13 protein-coding genes and 7 pseudogenes are annotated in these 24,847 nt (G+C 65.5%); 8 read left to right on the forward strand and 12 right to left on the reverse strand.

Annotated elements, in window-relative coordinates:
• Positions 1 to 71 precede the first annotated feature (71 nt).
• Positions 72 to 1,117, forward strand: a pseudogene (locus CKW46_RS26920) (DMT family transporter).
• Here the strand turns inward: CKW46_RS26920 and CKW46_RS26925 are convergent.
• Entirely contained in the window at positions 1,075 to 1,779 is a 705-nt protein-coding gene (locus CKW46_RS26925; protein ID WP_012396434.1) for a DUF2334 domain-containing protein, read from the reverse strand. The pseudogene CKW46_RS26920 and the gene CKW46_RS26925 sit on opposite strands and share 43 nt — an antisense overlap.
• Before the next feature lie 168 nt (positions 1,780 to 1,947).
• Here CKW46_RS26925 and CKW46_RS26930 point away from each other — a divergent pair.
• Positions 1,948 to 3,568 (forward strand): annotated as a pseudogene (locus tag CKW46_RS26930) (DHA2 family efflux MFS transporter permease subunit).
• Here CKW46_RS26930 and CKW46_RS26935 read toward each other — a convergent pair.
• Positions 3,558 to 4,120 (reverse strand): annotated as a pseudogene (locus CKW46_RS26935) (TetR/AcrR family transcriptional regulator). The pseudogenes CKW46_RS26930 and CKW46_RS26935 sit on opposite strands and share 11 nt — an antisense overlap.
• Positions 4,121 to 4,214: 94 nt before the next feature.
• Here CKW46_RS26935 and CKW46_RS26940 point away from each other — a divergent pair.
• Complete coding sequence (locus CKW46_RS26940; protein WP_011738826.1) at positions 4,215 to 4,664, forward strand: DoxX family protein; 450 nt, start codon at positions 4,215 to 4,217, stop codon at positions 4,662 to 4,664.
• Here the strand turns inward: CKW46_RS26940 and CKW46_RS26945 are convergent.
• Positions 4,623 to 6,739 (reverse strand): annotated as a pseudogene (locus tag CKW46_RS26945) (S9 family peptidase). The gene CKW46_RS26940 and the pseudogene CKW46_RS26945 sit on opposite strands and share 42 nt — an antisense overlap.
• Complete coding sequence (locus tag CKW46_RS26950) at positions 6,736 to 7,629, reverse strand: phosphoribosylaminoimidazolesuccinocarboxamide synthase (RefSeq protein WP_117437711.1); 894 nt, start codon at positions 7,627 to 7,629, stop codon at positions 6,736 to 6,738. The pseudogene CKW46_RS26945 and the gene CKW46_RS26950 overlap by 4 nt, the downstream one beginning before the upstream one ends.
• Before the next feature lie 64 nt (positions 7,630 to 7,693).
• Here CKW46_RS26950 and CKW46_RS26955 point away from each other — a divergent pair, with 64 nt between their 5' ends.
• Positions 7,694 to 8,314: a hypothetical protein gene (locus tag CKW46_RS26955; protein ID WP_012396440.1), complete on the forward strand. Its 621-nt coding sequence runs from the start codon at positions 7,694 to 7,696 to the stop codon at positions 8,312 to 8,314.
• Here CKW46_RS26955 and adhP read toward each other — a convergent pair.
• The 6 genes and pseudogenes from adhP to purB all read right to left on the reverse strand — a co-directional run bounded on the left by adhP (position 8,305) and on the right by purB (position 16,746).
• Positions 8,305 to 9,371: pseudogene (gene adhP, locus CKW46_RS26960) on the reverse strand (alcohol dehydrogenase AdhP). The gene CKW46_RS26955 and the pseudogene adhP overlap by 10 nt on opposite strands.
• Before the next feature lie 51 nt (positions 9,372 to 9,422).
• A complete protein-coding gene (gene adh, locus CKW46_RS26965; RefSeq protein WP_117437714.1) occupies positions 9,423 to 10,946 on the reverse strand; it encodes an aldehyde dehydrogenase in 1,524 nt (507 codons plus the stop codon).
• Between the two features lie 131 nt (positions 10,947 to 11,077).
• On the reverse strand, positions 11,078 to 12,313 hold the full coding sequence (locus tag CKW46_RS26970) for a GAF domain-containing protein (RefSeq protein ID WP_015357302.1): 1,236 nt from the start codon (positions 12,311 to 12,313) through the stop codon (positions 11,078 to 11,080).
• Between the two features lie 257 nt (positions 12,314 to 12,570).
• Positions 12,571 to 13,779 (reverse strand): PPE family protein, encoded by a 1,209-nt coding sequence (locus CKW46_RS26975; RefSeq protein ID WP_482052601.1) that lies wholly within the window; start codon positions 13,777 to 13,779, stop codon positions 12,571 to 12,573.
• A gap of 286 nt (positions 13,780 to 14,065) precedes the next feature.
• A complete protein-coding gene (locus CKW46_RS26980) occupies positions 14,066 to 15,322 on the reverse strand; it encodes a cytochrome P450 (RefSeq protein ID WP_015357303.1) in 1,257 nt (418 codons plus the stop codon).
• Positions 15,319 to 16,746: an adenylosuccinate lyase gene (purB, locus tag CKW46_RS26985; RefSeq protein ID WP_482052602.1), complete on the reverse strand. Its 1,428-nt coding sequence runs from the start codon at positions 16,744 to 16,746 to the stop codon at positions 15,319 to 15,321. The genes CKW46_RS26980 and purB overlap by 4 nt, the downstream gene beginning before the upstream one ends.
• Before the next feature lie 118 nt (positions 16,747 to 16,864).
• On the opposite strand from purB, the gene CKW46_RS26990 reads away from it, so the two are divergent.
• Complete coding sequence (locus CKW46_RS26990; protein WP_041300650.1) at positions 16,865 to 17,626, forward strand: DUF429 domain-containing protein; 762 nt, start codon at positions 16,865 to 16,867, stop codon at positions 17,624 to 17,626.
• On the opposite strand, the gene CKW46_RS26995 is transcribed toward CKW46_RS26990, so the two are convergent.
• Positions 17,623 to 18,246: a TetR/AcrR family transcriptional regulator gene (locus CKW46_RS26995; protein ID WP_117437718.1), complete on the reverse strand. Its 624-nt coding sequence runs from the start codon at positions 18,244 to 18,246 to the stop codon at positions 17,623 to 17,625. The two genes, CKW46_RS26990 and CKW46_RS26995, sit on opposite strands and share 4 nt — an antisense overlap.
• Positions 18,247 to 18,301: 55 nt before the next feature.
• Here CKW46_RS26995 and CKW46_RS27000 point away from each other — a divergent pair, with 55 nt between their 5' ends.
• Together CKW46_RS27000 and CKW46_RS27005 are read left to right on the forward strand one after the other, a co-directional pair.
• Positions 18,302 to 19,213, forward strand: coding sequence for an alpha/beta hydrolase-fold protein (locus tag CKW46_RS27000; RefSeq protein ID WP_482052603.1), 912 nt, complete (start codon positions 18,302 to 18,304; stop codon positions 19,211 to 19,213).
• A 67-nt stretch (positions 19,214 to 19,280) separates the two neighbouring features.
• Positions 19,281 to 20,882 carry a gamma-glutamyltransferase family protein gene (locus tag CKW46_RS27005; RefSeq protein WP_482052604.1) on the forward strand — a complete coding sequence of 534 codons (1,602 nt, stop codon included), beginning with the start codon at positions 19,281 to 19,283 and terminating at the stop codon, positions 20,880 to 20,882.
• 22 nt (positions 20,883 to 20,904) lie between these two features.
• On the opposite strand, the pseudogene CKW46_RS27010 reads toward CKW46_RS27005, so the two are convergent.
• A pseudogene (locus CKW46_RS27010) lies at positions 20,905 to 22,108 on the reverse strand (ISAs1-like element IS2404/ISMul1 family transposase).
• 598 nt (positions 22,109 to 22,706) lie between these two features.
• Between CKW46_RS27010 and CKW46_RS27015 the strand changes: the two are divergent.
• Positions 22,707 to 24,834, forward strand: a pseudogene (locus CKW46_RS27015) (Rv1355c family protein).
• The last annotated feature ends 13 nt before the right edge of the window (positions 24,835 to 24,847 follow it).

Here is a 24,847-nt window from a genome sequence, read left to right on the forward strand (position 1 = left end):
ACGGTACTGCTAATCATTAGTTTAGAAATATTCAATTGTGCTGAAGTGTTTTTCCGGGGACGATACCCGCCATGGCCTCCTCGACGACCTCCTCGCAACGCACCGTGAACATGCCCGCGTTGGCCATGGGGGTCACGGTCACGCTGTGGGCGTTCGCGTTTGTCGGAGTCCGGTCGGCCGGGCGCGTGTTTTCCCCCGGCGTCCTGGCGCTGAGCCGGCTCTTCATCGCGGTGATGGTGATGGCGGTGATCGCTACCATCGCGGCGACGTACACCGCCTATGCCGGTCACGCCACGACCAGGCGTCTGCGTCCGCCGTCGGCCGCCGCGCTCACCCTTGTGATCGCCTACGGGGTGGCATGGTTCGGCGCCTATTCGATCGTGATCAGCTGGGCCGAGCAACACATCGATGCCGGAACGACGGCGCTGCTGGTCAACTTGGCCCCGATTCTGGTGGCCGTCTTCGCGGGTTTCTTTCTCGGCGAGGGCTACTCGGCGCGGCTGTTGACTGGCATTGCAATCGCTTTCGCCGGCGTTGTGCTCATCAGCGCCGGCGGGGGCGGGTCGCAGACCGATGGCTGGGCGTCGGTCTGGGGTTGCTCGCCGCGGTGCTGTACGCCGCTGGGGTGCTGTTGCAGAAGGTGGCACTGCGGACCGTCGACGCGCTGAGTGCCACCCTCTGGGGAACGCTGGTGGGCTTCATCGTGACGCTGCCATTTCTGCCGGCAGCGGCCCGGGAACTGAGCCTGGCCTCCGCCGCCGATCTCTGGTGGCTTGTGTTTCTCGGGGCGGGCCCCAGCGCCATCGCGTTCACCACGTGGGCGTATGCCTTGGCGCGCACCAACGCGGGAGTGACGGCCGCGACCACGCTCATGGTTCCCGCGTTGGTGATCGCGTTGTCGGGACTGTTGCTCGCCGAGGTTCCCAACCCGCTAGGGCTCGCTGGCGGGGGAGCATGTTTGATCGGGGTCGCGTTGGCTCGCGGACTGCTGCGGCTGCCAGCGCGTAGTCGGCGGCGCACCGGTACAGGTGATCAATTGCAGGGCGTTGAGAGCTTGCCGGTGAGCCTGAGCGACTATGCGGCGTCGAGCACCGCACCATCTGGGCGCCAGTTGTAAACCATCGGTGTGCAGCGGTACATCAGCGCCAGATCGATGGCATCCAACATGGCTTGGCGCGGTCCCGGCTTGCGCAGCTGACGGGCTGACACCGCGATGCGCACGACACCGCCCCGCCGAGCGACTCGGTCGGCTGACAACACCACCATCCGGCACCACCACGGTTCGGAGAGGAAACCCTCCCCGATGCCCAGTACGCGGGTCCGCACAGTCGTCTTGCGGACCAGATCCGAAATCCCGTGATAATCGGCGAGCAAGCGGAATCCGTTGCCCGGCAATGCCTTGACCACACCCGGCGAAACAACCCAGCCCGGCGCCGCGAACAAGCGGGTACGTAGCCCGAGATGTTCGAGCACCCGGTCGGCGGCCATCACCCGCAGGTTGGCCTCATGGGCATGAAGTGTCGCGAACTCGCCCCGGCGCTTCTTGGTCGCCGCTTCGTCATACCCGTGCAGCACCAGGGCATCGCCACCATTGCGACGCCCGGCCAGCCAGTCGACGGTGTGCGGATCGCGATCGAGCCGGTAGCCCCCCTTGAGCCGCGGCGCGACCAACAGCGACAACGGCACCGAGCGCTCGTCCATCTGCGCACAGAACGACTCGACGTCGGCCAGGGTGCGCTCGCCTATCCCCGAAACCGAGACGATCAGTTTTCCAGCCACGCTTGCAGTTTGCCGAATGCAGGTTTCGAGACGGTGAAGGACATGCAGACTTAAAACGTCTAACTAGCATGCCTGACGTGCGGATATTCCGATTACGGCCGGGTTAACCGGCAAGCCGGCGGGCCAATGGCGCATCGCCGCCGATGACATGGCGAGATATGCCTAGATATGCTCAGTACCGCCATGGACGAGGCGCATTGCACACCGGCGGAGGTAGCACCGCCCGATACCCGCACGGGGACAAGCAGCCCCGGCGAACACGTCTACCCCGACCGGCTCGACGCGGGACTGCTGCGCATTGCCGGCGTTTGCGTGCTCGCCTCGTTGATGTCGGTACTGGACGCCACCGTCGTCGGCGTCGCACAGCGCACGTTCATCATCGAATTCGACTCCACCCAGGCTGTCGTGGCATGGACCATGACCGGCTACACGCTGGCACTGGCGACCGTGATCCCGGTGGCTGGCTGGGCAGCCGACAGGTTCGGCACCAAGCGACTGTGGATGGGCTCGGTCCTGGCCTTCGCCCTGGGGTCGCTGCTGTGCGCGCTGGCACCGAACATCCTGTCGCTCATCTTTTTTCGGGTGCTTCAGGGTGTCGGCGGTGGCATGTTGATGCCGCTGGGGTTCATCATCCTAACTCGGGCCGCGGGCCCAAAACGGCTGGGGCGCTTGATGGCAGCCATCGGCATACCGATGTTGCTAGGCCCGATCGGTGGCCCCATCCTGGGCGGCTGGTTGATCAGTTCCTTCGGCTGGCACTGGATCTTCTTGGTGAACCTGCCCATCGGCCTGGCAGCGTTCGCCTTGGCGGCGATTACCTTTCCGGCGGATCGTCCGGTGCCCTCGGAAAGTTTCGATGTCATCGGCGTGCTGCTGCTCTCGCCAGGCCTGGCGGCATTTCTGTTGGCCCTGTCATTGATTCCCGACCGGGGCACCGTGGCCGATCGCTACGTGTTGATACCGGTCATTGCCGGCTTGTCACTGATCGGCGGGTTCGCCTGGCATGCGTGGCACCGTGCCGATCACCCGCTCATCGACCTGCATCTGTTCAACAACAGCGTGGTCACCCAGGCCAATCTGACGCTGCTGGCCTTCGCCGCGGCGTATTTCGGCTCTTCGCTGTTGATCCCCACCTACCTGCAACAAGTGCTGCACCAGACGCCGATGCAATCGGGGCTCTATCTGATCCCCCAGGGCCTGGGCGCCATGCTGACCATGCCCATCGTCAGTGCCTTCATGGACCGGCGCGGGCCAGGAAAGAGCGTGCTGCTCGGCATCGTCCTGATCGCCGTGGGCCTGGCCATGTTCACCTTCGGAGTCGCCACCCGGGCGCAGTACCTACCCACGCTGCTGGTCGGGCTCGCGATCATGGGCATGGGCACGGGATGCACGATGATGCCGCTCGCCGGAGCAGCGGTGCTGACCCTGAAGCCGCGGGAGATCGCGCGTGGTTCGACCCTGATCAGCGTGACCCAGCAAGTGGGCGGATCGATCGGCACCGCATTGATGGCGACGATACTGACCAACCAGTTCAATCGCAGCGACAACATCTGGGTCGCAAACAAGGTGGCCACTTTGGAACAGAACGCGGCCGCACGGGGAGTCACGGTTGACCCCTCCGGGGTTACCGCCCCAGGCCCTCACCCCCGACTTCGCCGACAACGTGATGCATGATCTCTCCCACGCCTACACGGTGGTTTTCGGGGTTGCCGTGGTGCTGGTGGTGTCGACCCTCATCCCGGCGGCATTCCTGCCCAAAACGCCGGCAGCCGCTCCGGCTAGCTTTTGAACAGCATCATTGCGATACGCAATACGGTGTCCATCGGGTCTAGCGCTCGCACTTGCGCATCGAGTGCGTCGTTGAGCCACAAGGTCGAGAAGCCGTGCACCAAGGACCAGGCGGCCAACTGCGCGCCCTCCGGATCGAACCGCGCGCCCGGGTCACGCAAGGTCGCTACCCCGGCGGCCAATTCGGCAGCGGCAGCGGCCTGCGCCGCGGCCAGGTCGGCGTCATCGGCGTCATGCAACGACCGGTTGAACATGACCTGGTAGTGCCGGGATGCTCGATCGCGAAGCGTACGTAGGCCAGGGCAGCATCGGCGAAGTGACCACGGGCCGCCACGAGGGCGGCCGCCAGCAGTTGAAATCCCTGCGTTGCCAGCGCGGTGAACAGGCCTCGCCGATCGGTGAAGTAGTGCGCGGGGGCCGCATGTGACACGCCGGCGTCGCGCGCCAGCTCCCGCATCGACACCCGGTCCGCGCCCCGCTGTGCCACCAATCGCGCCGCCTCGTCCAGGATTACGGCCCGCAGGTCACCGTGGTGATACGCCGGACGATTCATCCCGCCAGCATACAAGCCAATCTTGACAGTGAATAGTTCCGCGGGTTAGCCTGACGGTCAATCTTGTCATCGACTAGATTGTTGGGAGGCTCAGATGGCACCGATGATCACCCTGGTGCTGGGCAGCATCGTGGCCCGCATCATCGGCCAGCTCGGCGTCGCTTACCTGGACAGCTGGTCCGCCGCGATCGCGGTCGGACTGGCGGCAATGTTCACCCTGACCGGCATCGCGCATTTCGCGCCGCCGCTACGCGGCGACCTCGTCGCGATCGTGCCGCCCCGGCTGCCGGCGCCCGGGCTATTGGTCTCCATCACCGGAGCGCTGGAACTGCTGGGCGCCGCCGGCCTGCTGCTGCCGGTCACCCGGGTGGCAGCGGCACTGTGCTTGCTGATCCTGATGCTGGCGATGTTCCCCGCCAACATCTATGCCGCCCGGATGCCCAGCCCACCCAAGTCGATGACGACGCGGCTATCTGTGCGCAGCGCCGAGGAGCTCGTATTCCTAGCCGCCGCCGCTATCGTCGCAACCGGCGGCTGCCAGTAACCACGCGTATTGGAAGGCGGTTTCCTTCCAGCGTTCGTATCGCCCGCTGATACCGCCGTGCCCGGCGTTCATCTGCGTCTTCAGCAGCACCTGATTGCCGTCACCGTTGGCATGACGAAGCGCGGCAACCCATTTGGCCGGCTCCACGAAGTACACCCGGGTATCGTTGAGCGAAGTCATCGCCAAGATGGCCGGATACCGCCGGTCCGCGACGTTCTCATACGGCGAGTATGACTTCATGTAGGCATAGACTTCGCTGTCGCTCAACGGGTTTCCCCACTCGTCCCATTCGGTGACGGTAAGCGGTAGCGACGGATCCAGAATCGTGGTCAGCGGATCCACGAAGGGCACCTGGGCAAGAATTCCGGCGAAGAGTTCCGGAGCCATGTTGGCCACCGCACCCATCAGCAGCCCTCCCGCGCTGCCCCCAATGCCACCAGACGTTCCGGCTGGGTCAGGCCCGATTCCACCAGATGCTCCGCCACCGCGATGAAGTCGGTAAAGGTGTTCTTCTTCTGCAACAACTTTCCGTGTTCGTACCACAACCGACCCATCTCGCCACCGCCACGAACGTGGGCGATGACGAACACCATTCCCCGATCCAGCAGTGACAATCGCGCGATGGAAAAGCGTGGGTCTTCACATATCTCGTAAGCGCCGTAGCCGTAGATCATTGCCGGCGCCGGAAGCTGGATGCCGCCGCGATACACGATCGAGATCGGGATACGGGTGCCGTCTTCGGCATGAGCCCAGTCACGGCGCTCGACATAGTCTTCGCGACGATAGCCACCCAGCACCGGCTGCTCTCGCAGCAAGGTGCGCTCACCGGTGCAAAAGTCGATGTCGTAGATGCGCACCGGGGTGATGAAAGATCCTGCGCCTACTCGCAATTTGGGGCAATCCCAATTGGGATTGGCGCCCAGGCCGGCCGACATCAGCTCGGAGTCGAACACGACGTCTTCGACCTCGCCGTAATCACCGTCGGCGGTCAGCGGCCACAGCTGGATGCGGGGCAACGCCTCGATGCGGTAGCTGACCACCAGGTGGGCGGCAAAGGCGTCCACGCCGTCCAGGCGCACGTCCTCGCGATGTGGGATGAGGGTGCGTTGCCGGGTCGGGTCGTCGACCGGTGCCTCCACCAGGGTGAAGTTCACCGCGCCGTCTTTGTGCAGGATGAGGAACCTGTCCTGCCCACCGATCACGGCGTGTTCCACCGAATACTCGACGCCCTCGCGGCGCGGCAGCACGATGGTGAATTGGGCGCTGGGGTCGGCCGAATCCGCGTAGCGCATCTCGGAGGTCACCGAGGAGCCCGCCGCGATGAAAATGTATTTGTTGCTGCGGGTACGTCCGACGCCCAGCCAGAATCGTTCGTCGGGTTCGTGGTAGACCCGTTCCGACGATCCGGGTGAGCCGAGTCGGTAGCGCCACACCGTGTCCGGGCGCCAGGCGGCGTCAACGGTGATGTAGTAGACGGTGCGGTGGTCGGCGGCCCATGTCGCGCCCGCGCCGATGTCTGCGATTTCATCCGGGTAGCGCTGGCCGGTGCGTAAGTCTTTGAACCGCAAGGTGTAACGCTCGTCGCCGACCACATCTACCGAATAGGCCAGCACGTTGTCGTCCAGGCTGACACTGGCCGCGCCCAAGGCGAAGAAATCGTGGCCTTCGGCTTCCTCGTTCTCGTCGAGCAGAACCTGTTCGCCCGGTATCTCGGTGTGCTCGTCGAATTGCGGCGGATTCCAGTCGTCCGGGTCTGCGGCCGGGCAACGACAGTGCACGCCGTACTGTCTTCCCTCGAACGTGCGGGCGTAGTACCACCAGTTGCCGCGTCGCGTCGGAACCGAGAGATCCGTTTCCTTGGTGCGGGCTTTGATCTCATCGAAGATCTTCTGCCGCAACGGCTCGAGATGCGCGGTGGTCTGATCGGTATAGGTGTTTTCGGCCTCGAGATGTGCGATGACTTCGACGCTGTCCTTGTCGCGCAGCCACTCGTAGGGGTCTACAAAGACGTCGCCGTGGTGCTCCCGGCGAATCTCCACGCGCTTGGCGACGGGGGGAAGGGTGGGATCGGTCATGCGCCCGGCCCGATCCATTCACCGAAACTGAGACCCGAAATTCGTTCGTAGGCTTCGATGTATTGCTCCCGTGTGGCTTCGATGATGTGATCCGGCAACGAGGGTGGCGGCTGATCACCGCCGCGGTCCCAACCGGATTCCGCACTGGTAAGCCAGTTGCGGACGAATTGCTTGTCGAAGCTGTTCTGGACCACCCCGGCCCGGTACTCATCGGCGGGCCAGTACCGCGACGAATCGGGGGTGAAGATCTCATCGGCCAGCAGCAGGTTACCGTCGCGGTCGGCGCCGAATTCGAACTTGGTGTCGGCGATGATGATTCCTCTGGTCAGGGCGTGGTCGGCGGCCTTGACGTAGATCTGCAGGGTGCGGTCGCGCAGCTGGATGGCGCGTACCCCGCCAACCGTCTCGATCACTTGGGCGAAGGAAATGTTTTCATCGTGGTCACCCAGCTCGGCCTTGGTGGCCGGGGTGAACAGTGGCTCGGCGAACTTGCTGGCCTCGACCAGGCCAGGCGGCAGGGCGATACCGCAGACCTTCCCACTCGCCTGGTAGTCCAGCAGCCCTGACCCGGTCAGGTAGCCGCGGGCCACGCATTCCACCGGAAGCATCTCCAGCTGGCGCACCACCAGCGCGCGACCAAGTACCTCGTCGGGGATCCGCGGGTCGTCCGGGGGGCCGGCCAGGTGGTTGGGGGCGTCGACCAGGCCGAAGAAAAACACGCTCATCGCGGTCAGGATGCGGCCCTTGTCCGGGATCATGCTGTCGAGCACGTAGTCGTAGGCCGAGATCCGGTCGGAGGCGACCAGCAGCAGATGCTCGTCGTCCACGCGGTATAGCTCGCGAACCTTGCCGCTGGCCAGGTGCTGGTAGTCGGACAATTGGGGGCGCATCGGGCCAGCCTATCGGGCAACCAGACCGCCCCATTCTGCCGGGAGCTGTGCTGGTATCAGTGGTATGAAATCGCGGTTCTTGCCCTACTCCACCAGGCCGCTCCGGTTGGCGATCCAATTGTTCAGCGATATCACCGTGGCCGTCTGGACCACGCTGTGGGTATTCGTCGGCATCGCCGTGCACCGCGCCATCTCGGCGATCGCCGAAGCGGGGCACCAGATCGAGACCGGCTCGCAAGGGGTCGCGGGCAACTTGGCCTCGGCGGGGCACGGCGCCCAGCACATCCCGTTGGTGGGCGATGCGGTCAGCAAGCCGATTGCCGCCGCGGCCGACGCCGCACTCGGCATCGCCGAGGCCGGACACAATCTGGATTCCACGGCGAGCTGGCTGGCGATCGTGCTCGCACTCGCGGTGGCCGCCACGCCGATCCTGGCCGTGGCCATGCCGTGGTTGTTCCTACGGTTGCGGTTCTTCCGGCGCAAGTGGACCGTGACGGCCCTGGCCGCCACGGCGGCGGGCCAGCAGCTGCTGGCCCTTCGGGCGTTGACCAACCGTCCAGCGGCCAAGCTGGCGGCCGTCAGCGCGGATCCGGTTGGTGGCTGGCGCCGCGAGGATCCGGCCATCATCCGCGGCCTGGCCGCACTTGAATTGCGGGCGGCCGGGGTCAGGCTTCGCTACCGGTAGTCGATGACGACGCGGCCGTCGATCTGGCCGCGCTCCATGCGCTCGAAGACGTGGTTGATGTCTTCGAGCGCGGCGCCTTCCACCGTGGGGTGAATCAAACCGCGGGCGTAGAAGTCCAGCGCCTCGGCCATGTCCTGGCGGGTGCCGACAATCGAACCGCGAATCGTCAGGCCCTTGAGCACGATGTCGAAGATCGGCGCCGGGAAGTCCCCCGGGGGTAGCCCGTTGAACACGATCGTTCCGCCGCGCCGCGCCGCGCCAGCCCGATGGCCTGCCCAAACGCCTGCGGATGCACGGCGGTGACCAGGACGCCGTGCACCCCGCCGGTGGCTTCTTGCACCTGCGCGACGACATCGCTGGTACGGGCATTGACCACCAGTTCGGCGCCCAGCCGGGCGGCCAGCGCGAGCTTGTCGTCATCGATGTCGATGGCCACCACCCGCAAGCCCATCGCGCGGGCGTACTGCACGGCAACATGGCCGAGCCCGCCGATTCCTGAAATGGCGACCCACTGGCCCGGCCGGGTGTCGGTCACCTTGAGCCCCTTGTAGACGGTGACACCGGCGCACAGGATCGGCGCGACCTCGAGCGGGTCGGCACCGTCGGGGATGCGTGCCGCGTAGTCGGCGTTGACCAGCATGTAGGTGCCGAAGCTGCCGTTGACGGTGTAGCCGCCATTGCGCTGGTTTTCGCACAGCGTTTCCCATCCGGTACGGCACTGTTCGCAGCTGCCGCACGCCGACCACAGCCAGGCATTGCCCACCTTGTCGCCGACCTTCAGGTCGGTGACGCCGTCCCCGAGCGCGACCACGGTGCCGCAGCCTTCATGCCCGGGAACGAACGGCGGGGCCGGCTTGACCGGCCAATCTCCATGTGCCGCATGCAGATCGGTGTGGCACACACCCGAGGTCTCGAGTTTGACAAGTGCCTCACCGTAGCCCGGGGTGGGCAACGCGAGTTCCTTGATCTGCAACGGCTCGCCGAATCCGGTGACGACCGCCGCGCGCAGGGTTTCGGTCGCCTGCGTTGCACCTGGGTTAGCCAGTGTCTGGGTCATGACGGTTCCAATCGTTGACGGTCTTATTGGTGGGTCTTTTTCGAAACGCGATCAGAAGAAGCCCTGGGCCTTGCTGCCGTAGGACACCAGCAGGTTCTTGGTCTGCTGGTAGTGGTCGAGCATCATCTTGTGGTTCTCGCGTCCGATGCCGGACTGCTTGTAGCCGCCGAACGCCGCGTGGGCGGGATAGGCGTGGTAGCAGTTCGTCCAGACGCGGCCGGCCTTGATGTCACGCCCGGCCCGATACGCGGTGTTGCCGTCACGGCTCCACACACCCGCGCCCAGCCCGTAGGGGGTGTCGTTGGCGATGCGGATCGCGTCGTCGTAATCGGTGAACGAGGTGACCGAGACCACCGGGCCGAAGATCTCCTCTTGGAAGATGCGCATGTTGTTGGTGCCTTCGAAGATGGTGGGCTGCACGTAGTAGCCGCCGTTGAGGTCGCCGCCCAGTTCGCAACGCTCACCCCCGGTGACCACCCGCGCACCCTCCTCTTTGCCGATCTCGATGTAGGACAAGATCTTTTGCAGCTGGTCGTTGGAGGCCTGCGCGCCGATCATGGTCTCGGTGTCGAGTGGATCCCCCTGGCGCACGGTCTTGGTGCGGATCGCCGCCAGTTCCAGGAACCGGTCGTAGATGTCGGCCTGAATCAGGCCGCGGGACGGGCAGGTGCACACCTCGCCCTGGTTGAGGGCGAACATGGTGAAGCCCTCCAGCGCCTTGTCCTGGTAGTCGTCGTGGGCGGCCAGCACGTCGGAGAAGAAGATGTTGGGGCTCTTGCCGCCCAGCTCCAGCGTCACCGGGATCAGGTTCTGGCTGGCATATTGCATGATCAGCCGTCCGGTGGTGGTCTCTCCGGTGAAGGCGATCTTGGCGATTCGGTTGCTCGATGCCAGCGGCTTGCCGGCCTCGACCCCAAATCCGTTGACCACGTTGACCACACCGGCGGGTAGCAGGTCACCGATCAGACTCATCAGGTACAGGATCGAGGCCGGGGTCTGCTCGGCGGGCTTGAGCACAACGGCGTTGCCGGCGGCCAGGGCGGGGGCCAGCTTCCAGGTGGCCATCAACAGCGGGAAGTTCCACGGGATGATCTGACCCACCACGCCCAGCGGTTCATGGAAGTGATAGGCCACGGTGTCGGAGTCGATTTGGCTCAGCGAGCCTTCCTGGGCGCGGATGGCCCCGGCGAAGTACCGGAAGTGGTCGATCGCCAGCGGAATGTCGGCGTTGAGCGTCTCGCGGATCGGCTTGCCGTTGTCCCAGGACTCGGCCAGCGCTAGCGCTTCGAGGTTCGCCTCCATCCGATCGGCGATCTTGTGCAGAATCGCTGCCCGCTCGGCGGGTGCGGCCTTGCCCCAGGCGGGCGCCGCGGCGTGGGCCGCGTCGAGTGCCTTTTCGACATCGACATCGGTGGAGCGTGGCACCTCGCAGAACGGTGCGCCGGTTACCGGGGTTAGGTCCTCGAAGTACTCGCCTGCGGCCGGCGCGACCCACTCGCCGCCGATGAAGTTGCCGTAGCGGGACTCGAAAGTCATCAATGAACTGTGCGCGCCCGGACGTGCGAACACGGTCATGGTTTCACCTGCCTTAACCTGGCTTGATGGGGCTGTATGAAGTTTGTGCCACCCCGAAAATGTGTCGGTCATCACAAATCTAGGAACGTGAGGGTTGCAGCACCGTTGCACGCCCCCGCAACGGCGAAACCTCAGGCCAGATCGAAGTCCAGGCCAGCCAGGTGGCCCTGGGCCTGCGCCCGCCATGGCGAGCCGGCCGGCGAGCGGTCGTAGAGCATTCGCCAGCCTTGCCGGTCATCGCGCGCCTCCGGCAGCCTGAGCCAATTCGCCAGGAGATCGGCATCATTGGATGCGACAACGGCGGCCCGCAAGGTGTTGCTGAGTTCGGTGCGCACCCGCGCGATACCCGGGGACACCGATTGCGGCAGCAACGCACCGGCGTAGTGGCGCAGCGCCTCGGCCAGGTCGCCGCGACGCACGGCGTCGAAGACATCGCCGACATCGGTGGCGATGGGTTCGGTGAGCCGGTAGGGACGCGAGGCGATCAGGTGCTCCCCCACCACGCGACGCAGCCGGGACATCTCCGCGCGAATAGTCACGACATCGAGTTCGCGGTCATCGAGCAGCACGGCGAGGTGATCGGCACTGAGCCCCTCGGGGTGCCGGTCGAGCAGGACCAGGATGTCGGCGTGACGACCGGCCAACATCGTCGGGCCCATCCCCGCGACCCGCCAGGAGGGTCGCTGCGCACCCAGCACCGACAGTTGCGCCTGTCGCGACGGCTGCGGCTGCACAGCGCCGCTGCGCAGCAGGGCCAGCTGGCTTTCCACGGCGACGCCGGTGGCCCGCAACAACGCCAACGTCTGGGGTGAGGCGACGCTTTCGCCGCCGGTGAGGTCGATGGCCCCGATCAGCACACCGGTCGACGGGTCGTGCACCGGCACCGCGGTGCAGTTCCACGGTTGCACCAAGCGGGAGAAGTGTTCTGATCCGCGAATCTGAAGCTCTCGATCCAGCGCCAGCGCGGTTCCGGGAGCGTTGGTGCCGGCGCCGCGCTCACTCCAGTCGGCCCCGGGCACGAAGTCCATCGACTCGGCTTTTCGACAGGCGCGGCGGTCACCGTCCACCCACAGCAAGGTGCCGTCGGCGGACGTCACCGCAACAATGACGCCCGAGTCGGCAGCATCATCGATCAGCAGGCGGCGAATGAGGGGAAGCACCGGCGCCAGTGGGTGCGCACTGCGCAGCCGCTCCACGGTGTCGGAGAGCTGCGCGATCTGCCCGCCACCGCGGTCCGGGTCCACGCCGGTCGCCAGGCTGCGCCGCCAGCTGTCGGCGACGATACGCCGCACCGGAGTGGAATCCAGATATGTCGAATCGACCCGACCGGCAACGAACCGGTCCCGCAGGGCACGCAGCGCCGGCATCGAAAGCCGTGCTGCGGCTATCTCATTCGCAGTCCTCATCGTTGCCACCAGCAATACCTTCGCGGTGCGCTCACCTGCGACTCAGTGAGCGCGCATGACTCACGATAACCGAATCCGCGCCCACCAGGCAGGGGCCTTTGGCCCCGCCACCGAAGGCGCCGACCAGCAACGCCGACCGCCCAACCGCACCGCTTCGTCCCTACCGGGATGCGACCCTGGCCAACCCAAGTCGCGAGCGCCCTCGCACCCGCCGCGCCTCAGCCCGCGACGGTAGCCAATGCCGGCCACCAAGTGGCCGGCAGCATCGGCATTGCCGGGCCATCGCCAACCTCGGCGCCAGCCAACGTGGTAAGCCCGCTCGGCTGCGCCACGATCCCCTTGCTGGCGGTGCTGACAAATCCCCACGGGCCGGCACCCTGATCACTTGGCGCCACCGCCGGCACATCCACCGAAGCCACCGTCGATACCGAATCGGACAGCGGCTGGGGCGCTATCGCGTGATGTGCGCTGACCAGCACCTCCCTGGATCTCTCCGCAACCCGTTCGACCTCGGCGAGGTCGGCATTCGCCATCTGCACGTCATAGAGGTGGCGCCCCACACCGAGCGGCACGCTCACCGGCACCGCAATCTCGGCGCCAGAAGTGAGCACCGGCGCTGCCGCGAGAAATCCGACAAAGTACCCGATGATGATTTGGGCATACGACAACGAAATTACGGGAATCCACGAAAAGAATTGACCAAGAAGGGTGCTGAAGAAAAATACGACCGCTTGCACTGGAAATGCAACAATGGCCACCAGCGCCGCAAGTACGGTGGCAATGCTGGGAGTCTCTATCGCAGCAACGATCAATGCGATCAGCGCTGCAAGCGGTGGTGTCGCGGCAGCTGCCGAGGCCGCGGGGCCGACGACCGCGGCTGCTTCACCGCCGGGTACGAGTATCCACGGGGCTGGGGCAATGTTTGGCGCCGCTAGCAACTCCCCCTGCGTAATCATTTGGTAGGTGCCCATCACGGCGGCCGCTTGGACCCACATCCGCACATAGTCCATCTCGTTCACGGCAATCGGGATCGTATTGACCCCGAAGAAATTCGTCGCCGACAGCACCGCGTGAACGGTGTGGTTTGCCGCCAGTTCGACCAAACTCGGCATCGCCGCCACCGCAGCGCCGTACGCGGCCACCACCACGTCGACCAGGGCGGCCTGGCGCGCGTAATCCGCGCTGACCTGGGTCAACCACGCAAGATAGCGCTCATTGGCAGCCGCATAACTCTGCTCGGCCGGGCCCCACCACACCTGGGGCACCGCACCCACCAAGCCAGCGAGCTCCGCTGCGGCAGAGGCGTACTCGCCGCTCAACGACTTCCATGCGGCAGCAGACGCCAGCATCGGACCGGCGCCCGGGCCACTGCTGAGCAAGCCCGAGTGCACCTCCGGCGGCGAGGCCATCCACATAATCGCCGTCATCGAGTCTTCTCCCCTCAGCGGCCCATCCCAAGAGCCGCGTCGCACACTACCTACCGCGAACTATAGGTACCCAAAGCAACCTTAGGTACCCGAAGCGACTTGTCTCACTTGGGGTTTGACCTGTGACGGTGGACACCCGGCAGATGAGAATAGTAGCCGATATCGGACACTATAGCGGATGGGTAGGCCGTCGCGCGAAGATGCACCACCACACATCGATGGCCGCCCGGGTAGCTCCAGGACGAGCGCGACCCATGGCGTCAGCCGGGCCGGCTACCCGATAGCGCTACCCACCAAACAGTTCTACGACCAGGTGTCGGATCCCGGTGTGCCGGTTACTGCGGGTCCATTCGACCGGCTGACCAACCAGCACGACACCAAACCGGCCGAGCAGCTCCTCGAATAGCACGCGCAGCTCCAGCCGGGCCAGATTGGCCCCCAGACAATAGTGAACGCCTTGCCCGAATCCCAAGTGCGGGTTTGGCTTTCGCGTGATATCGAACTCGTCAGCGTGGTCGAATATCCGGGCATCGCGGTTGGCAGAGCCTTCCCAGATCTGCACCTTCTGCCCGGCCTCGATCGAGCACCCGGCCAAGGTGACGTCACGGGTGGCGGTACGCCGTTTAGACGGAGACGGCGACGTCCAGCGCACCATCTCCTCGACCGCCGTCGGTAACAAGTCGAGATCGCCACGCAGCGCGCGCAGTTGTTCTGGATGCTCGGCCAGCGCCAGCAGCCCGCCCGCCACCGCGTTGCGTGTCGTCTCCGCCCCAGCGCTGAACAGCAGGCTGAAGAACAGGTACAGCTCGAGATCGGACAGGGCCGGCTCATCTCCCCCGTCCACCATTGCGTTGGCCACCACGGACAACATGTCGTCGGTGGGCGCGGCACGCTTGGATGCGATCAGCTCCTGGCCGTAGGAGTACATCCGCGACGCGGCCTCCTCGGCCGTCTGCGCGACCGACAGCTGCGAAACCGCCGCCTTGCGCGAGCCACCGAAATCGAACTGGGGTTCAATGGCCTCGAATAGCCAATGCCGTTCAGATTCAGGCACTCCCAGCAGGATGCAGATCATCTGCATCGGCAGTTCCGCGGCCACGTCCACCAGGAAGTCGAAAGGTTCACCCGGCACCACCGCGTCCAGGAGCCGCCGGGTCCGGGCACGCAGGTCGTCCTCCACCCGGCGGATCATCCGCGGTGTCAACCCGGAGCTGACCAGCCGCCGGATCTGCGCATGCCGCGGGTCATCCATCATGTTGAGCACCTGTCCCGCAATGGCCAGGTCCTGCAACAAGGTGCCACCAAAGGGACGCTGGCCGCCGGTAACCGATGAGTAGGTCACCGGATCACGAAGCACCTCGAGAGTTTCCGGGTACGTGGCCACCGACCAGAAGCCTTCTCCGTCGGGGGTGTTGTCGGTCGGCTCGTGCCAGTACACCGGTGCTTCGCGGCGATGGATCGCGAACAGCGCGTGCGGGAAACCGTCGGCGAAGTTGTCCAGATCGGTGAAGTCGATCTTGGAGAGCACGCCGGCGGATGTCACAGAATTGCCCCCGGAGCGTATTTGGCCGCCTCCGGGTAGCGACCCACCAGAGCGTCGACCTGCGCGGCCACCTGGTCAACCTGGTCGGCCGCGGCACCGGTGAATGCCGCCTTGTCGGCCAGCGCCGCGTCCAGTGCCGCGCGATCCAGCGGCAACCGCGGATCGGCGGCCAACCGGTCCAGCAAGTCGGGTTCGGACCCGTGTTCACGCATCGCCAGTGCCGTGGCCACCGCGTGTTCGCGGATCACGTGATGGGCCGACTCCCGCCCCATACCGGCGCGCACCGCCGCCATCAGCACCTTGGTGGTGGCCAGGAACGGCAAGTAGCGGTCCAGCTCACGCGCGATCACCGCCGGATAGGCTCCGAACTCGTCCAGCACCGTCAGGAATGTCTCGGTCTGACCGTCAATGGCAAAGAAGCTGTCCGGCAACACGACTCGACGCACCACCGAGCAGAACACGTCGCCCTCGTTCCACTGCGCACCGGCGAGCTCGGCGGCCATGGAGGCGTATCCGCGCAGCACCACCTGAAGCCCATTGACGCGTTCGCAACTGCGGGTGTTCATCTTGTGCGGCATCGCCGACGAACCGACCTGCCCCGGCGCGAAACCTTCGATGACCAGCTCGTGGCCGGCCATCAGCCTGATGGTGTGTGCCAACGAGGAAGGACCCGCGCCCAGCTGCACCAGCGCGGAGACCACGTCGTGGTCCAGTGAACGCGGGTAGACCTGCCCGACACTGGTCAACACCGTCGAGAAGCCCAGGAAGTCGGCCACCCGCTGTTCGAGGTCGGTCAACTTGGCCGAGTCACCGTCCAGCAGATCGAGCATGTCCTGGGCGGTGCCCATCGGGCCCTTGATCCCGCGCAACGGGTAGCGGTCGATCAACTCCCGCAACCGGACCAGGGCAATCAGTGTCTCTTGGGCCGCCGAGGCGAATCTTTTGCCCAGCGTGGTGGCCTGCGCTGCGACGTTGTGGCTGCGCCCGGCCATCACCAGATCGCGGTAGGCCACCGCCCGCTCGGCCAGCCGCGCCGCCACCGCCACCCCGTGAGCGAAGGTCAGGTCCAGCGACTGCCGGATCTGCAGCTGCTCCACGTTCTCGGTCAAGTCCCGGCTGGTCATCCCCTTGTGCACGTGCTCGTGGCCGGCCAGGGCGTTGAATTCCTCGATGCGGGCCTTCACGTCGTGGCGCAGCACCCGCTCGCGGGACGCGATCGAGTCCAGGTCCACGTCATCGATCACCCGCTCGTAGTCGGCGATCGCGTCGGCAGGAACATCGGTGCCCTTTGCGCCTAACTCCCGCTGCGCCCGCAGCACCGCCAGCCAGAGCCGCCGCTCGGCCACCACCTTGGCCTGCGGCGACCAGATCGCAACCATCTCGGCGCTGGCATAGCGGGCGGCCAGGACGTTGGGAACGCTCACTTGGTCCTCACGAAGACACAGCTTACGGTCGAGCACTCCGGGCAGGTCCAGATCCCGGATGCGGGCGACCGGTCGGCAAGGTAGGGGCACCCGGATGAGGCCGCCCTACCCTGGCCAGGTGTACTTCGCCGGCGTGGATCTGGCCTGGGCCGGTCGCAATCCGACCGGCGTCGCGGTGCTCGACTCGGACGGTCACCTGGTCTGCGCCGGCGCGGTCCGCGAGGATGCCGCGGTGCTCGCGGCGCTAGGGCCCTATCTGCGGGGTGCTTGCCGGGTCGCCTTCGACGCGCCGCTGGTGGTGGCCAATGCCACCGGCCAGCGGCCGGCCGAGACCGCACTCAACCGGGACTTTCGCAAGTTCGAGGCGGGCGCACATCCAGTCAACACGGGAAAGCCCGAGTTTGCCCGCGGTCCGCGGGCCGCACGCCTGGCCGACTCCCTGAGCCTTGATATCGACCCCTTCTCCCCCGCTTCCCGGCGCGCCATCGAGGTCTATCCACGCGCGGCCACGGTGGCCCTGTTTCGGCTGCCACGCACCTTGAAATACAAGGCCAAACCTGGCCGCAGCGTCGATCGGCTCAGATCGGAGCTGCTGCGACTGATGGACGAGGTCGAAGCACTGCGCACCGCGCCGGTGCCGCTGCAGGTGACCGGGAACCAGGACTGGCTCTCGTTGCGCCGGCAGGTGGTGACCGCGCAGCGCAAGTGCGAGCTGCGCCGCGCCGAAGACCCGGTCGATGCCGTCGTGTGCGCCTATGTGGCGTTGTACGCCGAACGATGCCCCGCCGACATCACCGTCTACGGAGACCTCACCAGCGGTTACATCCTGACGCCGACCCTGCCGGCCGGCCTGACCCCGGCGCCTACAGCCAGGCGCTAGACCTGGACCGGCCGCTGATCGACCGGCGCCAGCACGTCGATCAGATCGACCACCGTCGCCAGCGCCGCGGCACGCGGATCCCGCCCCTCTACCAGGGCGGACACCACCGAGCCGTCGACCGCGCAGATCAATGTGCACACCAGTTCGATGCGCACGGAACGCCCGGATCGTTCGATGGCCTCGGCGACCGCCTCAGCACGCTGACGCAAGCTGCGACGCATGCTTTCGCGCAACGCCGGCAGGCGGGTACAAGCGATATTGCGCTCATATCGCGATATCAGCTGCTCAGCGAGCCCAGGACTGGAGACATCCCCCAGCAGGAGGTCAACAAGCACGTCGGCGGTGGTTTCAGGGCCCCGACGCCGCCGCGACAGCGCGTTGACCCTGGCCCGTAATTGCGCCACCTCGATCATCCCGACGTGTTCGACCGCCCGGGCGATCAAATCGTCTAGGGAAGAGAAGTAGTAAGTGGTCGACGCCAGCGGCAGTCCAGCCCGCCGCGCGACCGCCCGGTGGCGCACCGCTTCGAACCCACCCTCGCCAAGCAGCTCGGCGGCGGCACTTACCAACGCATACCGCCGACGTTCTCCTTTTCGAGTAACAGCTGCCGTCACGCCCACACATGCTGCCAGCAAAAGTGGTACTGCATTGCCATTTTCGCCAAACGTCCATGGCATGATGGCCCGCATGCCAGACCTCAGCCGCCGCGCCGTGCTCGGTCTCGGCGCCAGCGCCACCCTTGGCGCGGTCGGCGCATATGCACTCGACATGGCGCTTTTGCCGCGGACTTCGCGCGCCGCGCCCGCGCCGCCGATTGGCACAAACGTTCCATTGGCTCCGGCACGGCCGCTCGATCCGCCCCCGCCCGCGCAGGCAGCTCCGACGATGACCACCGGCTCGTTTGTGTCAGCGGCTCAAGGCGGGATCACGACGAACTGGGCGATCGCCCGCCCGCCCGGCCAGACCCAGCCGCTGCGGCCGGTGATCGCGCTCCACGGTAAGGGCAGTGACGCGGCCACCGTGATGGCCGGCGGGGTCGAGCAGGGCCTCGCCCAGGCCGTCAACGCCGGGTTGCCGCCGTTCGCGGTGGTGGCCGTCGACGGCGGGGGTAGCTACTGGCACAAGCGAGCGTCCGGGGAGGACTCCGGGGCCATGGTGCTCGACGAACTCATCCCGATGCTGGATTCCCAGCGCCTGGACACCTCACGGGTGGCCTTCCTCGGCTGGTCGATGGGCGGCTACGGCGCATTGCTGCTGGGCGGACGGCTCGGCCCGGCCCGCACCGCGGCGATCTGTGCGGTGAGCCCGGCGCTGTGGACCTCGGCCGGCGCGGCCGCACCGGGAGCCTTCGACGGGGCCGCCGACTATGCGGCCAACTCGGTATGGGGCATGCCGGCACTCGGCTCGATCCCGATCCGAGTGGATTGTGGCGACAGCGATCCGTTCTACAGCGCGACCAAGCAGTTCATCGCTCAACTTCCGAATCCGCCCGCGGGCGGATTCTCCCCCGGCGGGCACAACGGCGGATTCTGGAGCTCGCAACTGCCCGCGGAGCTGACCTGGATGGCGCCACTGCTGGTGGCGTAGCCCCGGCGCCCGCCGGGAGCCGGCCACCTCAATTGAGCCCGCCGCAGCTACGTGCAACGATCCGGCGGTGACCTCATCTGCCGGATCCGCCTCGCCCTTCGGCTGGACCTTTCCGTACGCATGGCCGCACACGCCCATCCTGGCCGCCAACGCCGTGTGCACCTCACAGCCGCTGGCCGCCCAAGCGGGTCTTCGGATGCTTGCCGAAGGCGGGAACGCCGTCGACGCCGCTATCGCCACCGCCATCACCCTCACCCTGGTGGAACCGGTGTCCAACGGCATCGGCTCGGACGCCTTCGCCATCGTCTGGGACGGCCAACAGCTGCATGGGCTCAACGCATCCGGCCGCTCGCCTGCGGCGTGGACGCCGGAATACTTCTGCGGCAAGGACGTTCCGATGCTCGGCTGGAATTCGGTGACCGTGCCGGGCGCCGTATCGGCATGGGTGGACCTGCACGCCAAGTTCGGCAAGCTGCCCTTTGAACGGCTCTTCGGTCCCGCTATCACTTACGGCCGCAACGGCTTTCTGGTATCACCAAAGGTATCCGCACAATGGCAGGCTCAAGTGGCCCTGTTCGCGGACCAGCCCGGATTCGCTGAGGCGTTCCTGCCCGGCGGTCGGGCGCCGAAGCCCGGCGAGCTGTTCACCTTTCCCGACCACGCGGACACACTCGAGAAGATCGCCGCCAGCACGGGGGCAGCGTTTTACCGAGGCGAGCTGGCCGACAAGCTGGAAGCGCACGCGCGGGCCAATGACGCAGCGCTGCGCGCCAGCGATCTGGCCGCGCACCGCACCGACTGGGTCGGCACCATCAGCACAAACTACCGCGACTACACCATCCACGAGATTCCGCCCAACGGCCAGGGCATCGTGGCGCTGATCGCGCTCGGGATCCTCGACCAGTTCGACATGTCCTGTTATCCAGTCGATTCCGCCGACAGCGTGCACCTGCAGATCGAGGCGCTGAAGCTGGCTTTCAGCGATGCCCAGCACCAGCTGGCCGATATCGACCACATGACGGTGGGGCCCGACCAACTCCTCGACAAGGAATACCTCAGAGGGCGGGCGGCACTGATCGACCTCAAACAGGCAAAGCCAGCTTCGGCCGGGACCCCCAAAGGGGGGACCATCTATCTCACGGCAGCCGATGCCGACGGCTTGATGGTATCGATGATCCAGTCGAACTATATGGGGTTCGGTTCCGGCGTGGTGGTGCCCGGAACAGGGATATCACTGCAAAACAGGGGATCGGGTTTTGTTGCAACACCAGGACACCCGAACCAGGTCGGACCCCGAAAACGCCCCTACCACACCATCATTCCCGGTTTTGTCACCAAGGACGGCGCCCCGGTACTCAGTTTCGGCGTGATGGGCGCCCAGATGCAGCCCCAAGGACATGTACAGATGATGGTCCGCATCGCCGACTACGACCAGAATCCGCAAGCGGCATGTGACGGTCCCCGATTCCGATGGGTCCAGGGATTGAAAGTCAGCTGTGAGAAGGGCTTTCCACCGTCGACGCTGGACGAGTTGCGCCGCCGTGGCCACGATCTGGTTACCGTCGAGGACTACAACGAGTTCGGTAGCTGCCAAGCGATTTGGCGGCTCGAGCATGGCTACCTGGCCGCCAGTGACCCACGCCGAGACGGTCAGGCCGCCGCCTTCTGACCCAGGGCTCCGGCGTTGTTGATTAGCAGGCTTGTGAGCTGGGGAATTGTGGATTGAGGAGGTCTAGGCGGCGGTTGGCGGTCAAAGCGGTGATCCGGCAGGCTTCGGCGATGTTGTCGGCGCCGTTGAGGCGGTGCAGATTGATCGCGGTGTTGCGTAGCGTTGCTAGGACCTGTGCGCCGTTTCCGGTATGTGCCCTTTGACGGTCTTCGTCGAAGGTGACGTCGCGTATCCAGTGCAGGCTGTTCTCGATTCCCCAGTGTTGACGCATCCAGGTCATGATCGCGGTAGGGCGGGCGTGCTCGAACGGCAGGCTGCAGATGGCATAGACCACCTCCACGCTGCGCTGGTCGGTGGCGGTGATCAAGCGTTCACGAGTGATCCGGATGATTTGTTTTGCGTAGGGGAAGCCGATTCCTCGTGCAGCGGTGATGATTTGCAGGGTGCGGGTCTCGACACGGCCGTGGCCGCGGGAGTCGTCGGTAGCGGCTGCGGGCACCTCGGCCCAGGGCAGCGCGGTGATACGCGCAAGTATTTTGGCTTGGTTGGACTTGACGATCATCAGGTAGTGCGACTTCAAGGTGGCGCAGATCAACTTCGCGGTGACGACCTGGGTATGCATCGCATCCACGGTGACCAGCCACCGCAAGCTACCCGGCAGCAGCGTGAGCAGGGCACGTACGCAGGGAATTTCATTGCTTTTCTCGGCGACAGCGAGTTGACTGAGCACCAATCGGGCACGGTGGGTGAACACCGACACGAGATGCGTGGCTGTCGCTTTGGCGCGTAAAGGCACCACGCAGCATCTTGCCGTCCAACGCGATCGGCACCAATCCACTGGGGTCGCTGCTGGCCACGTGTGCAGTGAAGTAACTGCCCATCCTGGCGTTGAGGTCGGCGGGGTCTAGCCGAGACAAAACAGCGCGGAAGGTCTTCTCACTGGGCCGCCGGAACCGGACCCCTAATTGGGCCAACACATCATCGGGAGCGGTGGCCGCCCATGTGGCAAAACCAGCATAGCCGCGCATCCCCGCGGCAGTGGCCAGAACCGCGATCGCCAACAAAGCCATCAGCGAATACCTCCGACCGCGTGGGTCCCTCGGGTCTGGCACCGAGACCAACACACCGAGAAACTCCGATCCGATGAGCTCGCTGCGCTCACCAGGACTCCAGCGGTCGAACACCTCTGGAACCGACGACACAGGCAATACTGAAACGGTAGGCACGGGCAACTCCAGACCAACGACGAACAGTAACCAACTCGATCGTTCTCCAGATAGCCCGTGCCTACACTCCGGCCCCAATAGCGCGGCACCAAAGATCATCAACCCAGCTCACAAGCCTGCTAATCAACAACGCCGGAGCCCTACCTTCTGACCACGGCCGTCGATTTGCATCGTCATTCCAAATTCACTGCCGCACGTCCAATCGAAATGTCATCCGATGATGATTTGGTCCGAGCAACTCGCACCAAGAATTAGAAACCACGATCTCGCCCTAAACCAATCTTGCTGACGGCAAATGTCGTTAGCTGGGATGATTTTTTGGGCCAAGACGGAGGCCGGATTGGCGCGATCCCCAAACCGAATGCCGATTCTTTCCATCCCAACCAGCAATCGGTCCGCGGACAAGCCGCATGCGGGCGGTCAACCGGGCCCGGACCAGGCGCGCAGCATGATCGCGGTCGATTCGCGGCGACGGGGCCGACGCATCTGGTCGACGACTGGCAAACATCCGGCGGCGAGCGACCAGCCGCCATTTGCCGCGATTCCAACACCACCAGTCAAGCGCGCCCCAAAAGATGACCGTTGCTACTCTGAGCCGGTGAATCGCCCGGTGATCCTCGATGAGTCCGATGCTAGCGATCGGCGTACGTTGGCGGAGTTGCGCGCCGATCCACATATCGAGGTGATCGACAGATGGGACGAGCAGAAGGCCAATGCCCAAAGTGTGCTGCCCCCGCTGGCCCCGGAAATTATGGCCGAATCCAAGCGATGGGCGTTTTATCCCTGGCGCAAGACGGTGGTCAGCATCCTCGGCCCCAGATCTTTTCGGGCGCTGCGGCTGGATCGCAACCGGAACCTGATCACCGGCTCCGAACAGGATCGACTCGGATCGGCTCAAGATCGGCGTGGTGGGCCTGAGCGTGGGGCATGCCGTCGCGCACATGCTGGCCACCCAAGGACTGTGCGGCACGCTGCGGCTCGCCGACTTCGATACCCTCGAGGTTTCCAACCTCAACCGGGTACCGGCAACGGTTTTCGACCTGGGAGTGAACAAGGCGACGGTGGCGGCTCGGCGCATCGCCGAACTCGATCCCTACCTCCCCGTGGAGGTCAACACGTCCGGGCTGTCCGCCGCGGCCATGGACGCGTTCCTGGACGGCCTCGACATACTCGTCGAGGAATGCGACTCGCTCGACATGAAGGTTGGGGTCCGCCTCGCCGCCCGGGCACGACACATTCCGGTGCTGATGGCAACCAGCGACCGGGGCCTGGTGGACATCGAACGGTTCGACATGGATCCGTCGCGCCCCATCCTGCACGGACTGTTGGGCGATATCGACCTCGACGAGCTGTCGGGCTTGTCCAATCGAGAGAAGCTCCCCTATATCCTCCGGTTGTTCGACATCCAGGGACTATCCACCCGGTCCGCGGCCTCGCTGGTCGAGATCGAGCAAACCCTGGCAACCTGGCCGCAGTTGGCCAGCGAGGTCTCGCTCGGGGCGACCGCGGTCTGTGAAGCCGTGCGCCGCATCGGGTTGAACGAGCCGCTTGCATCGGGCCGGGTGCGCATCGACGTCGGGCAGGCGCTCGATCGGGTTGCCGAACCCGCCCCGCATGACGAATCCAGCCCGTCGGGCGCGGACTGTGCGATGGCCGCCGAACCACCGGAGTCAGCCGCGCACCTCATCGTCGCGGCCGCGGCCAATCGGGCGCCGTCGGCCGCCAATAATCAGCCTTGGCATATCGAGACCGACCCGAATTCGGTGACCATCGAGCTCTCGACCGAGCACGTCGCGACGTTGGACGTCGACTACCGCGCTAGCGCCGTCGCCGTCGGCGCCGCATGGTTCAACGCCCGAGTTGCCGCGGCCAAACACGGAGTACTTGGACCTGCCGACATCGCCGGGCACGGGCATCGACTGTCGGCCGTGGTCAAGCTTGCCGACGGCGGGGACCCCAACCTGGCCCGCCTCTATGAGCCGATGTGGCTGCGGGAAACCAATCGTCATCGGGGTGCCGCTGTCGCACTCGAGGACGGGGTTGCCGCGTCCCTGGAAGCGGTGGCCGCGGCCGAGGGCGCTCGGCTGCAGTTGTTGACCGGTGCAGACGAGATCGCGGACGTGGCGTCGATTTTCGCCGCCTCAGACCGCGTTCGGTACCTGACCCAGCACATGCACGCCGAGATGTTGTCGGAGATCCGTTGGCCAACCACCGATTCCATGGAGTCGGGTATCGACATGCGCAGCCTGGAGATGGACCGCTGGGAGCTGACCGGCTTCAACATCGCCAGACGCCCGGACGTGATACGTAAGCTCGCCGAGTGGGAGGCCGGTGCGGGGCTCGGCAACTACACGCGCGCCCGCATCTGTGCCAGCTCGGGCTTCGGCGTGGTGTCCATTCAAGGCGATACTCTGGCCGACTACGCGCGCGGCGGCTCGGCCATGGAGGCGGTGTGGATCACCGCGCAACACCTCGGATTGGCGGTGCAGCCCCTGGCTCCGGTGTTCCTCTACGCGCGCAACGACGACGAACTACGTGGGTTGTCACCCGATTTCGCCGCGCACCTGGGTTCCCTCCAAGAGCGGCTGCGGGCGCTGACGCACACCAGAGCCGACGAGTCACACGTGCTGTTGTTCAGGTTCTCGCATGCCCCGAAAACATCGGTGCGTAGTCTGCGGCGCAGCCTGGGCACCGTTTCGGCCGCAGCGATGACGGGCTCGGGCTAGTTTCGACCAGCGA

This window comes from Mycobacterium liflandii, assembly GCF_022354805.1.
Lineage (GTDB): Bacteria > Actinomycetota > Actinomycetes > Mycobacteriales > Mycobacteriaceae > Mycobacterium > Mycobacterium marinum.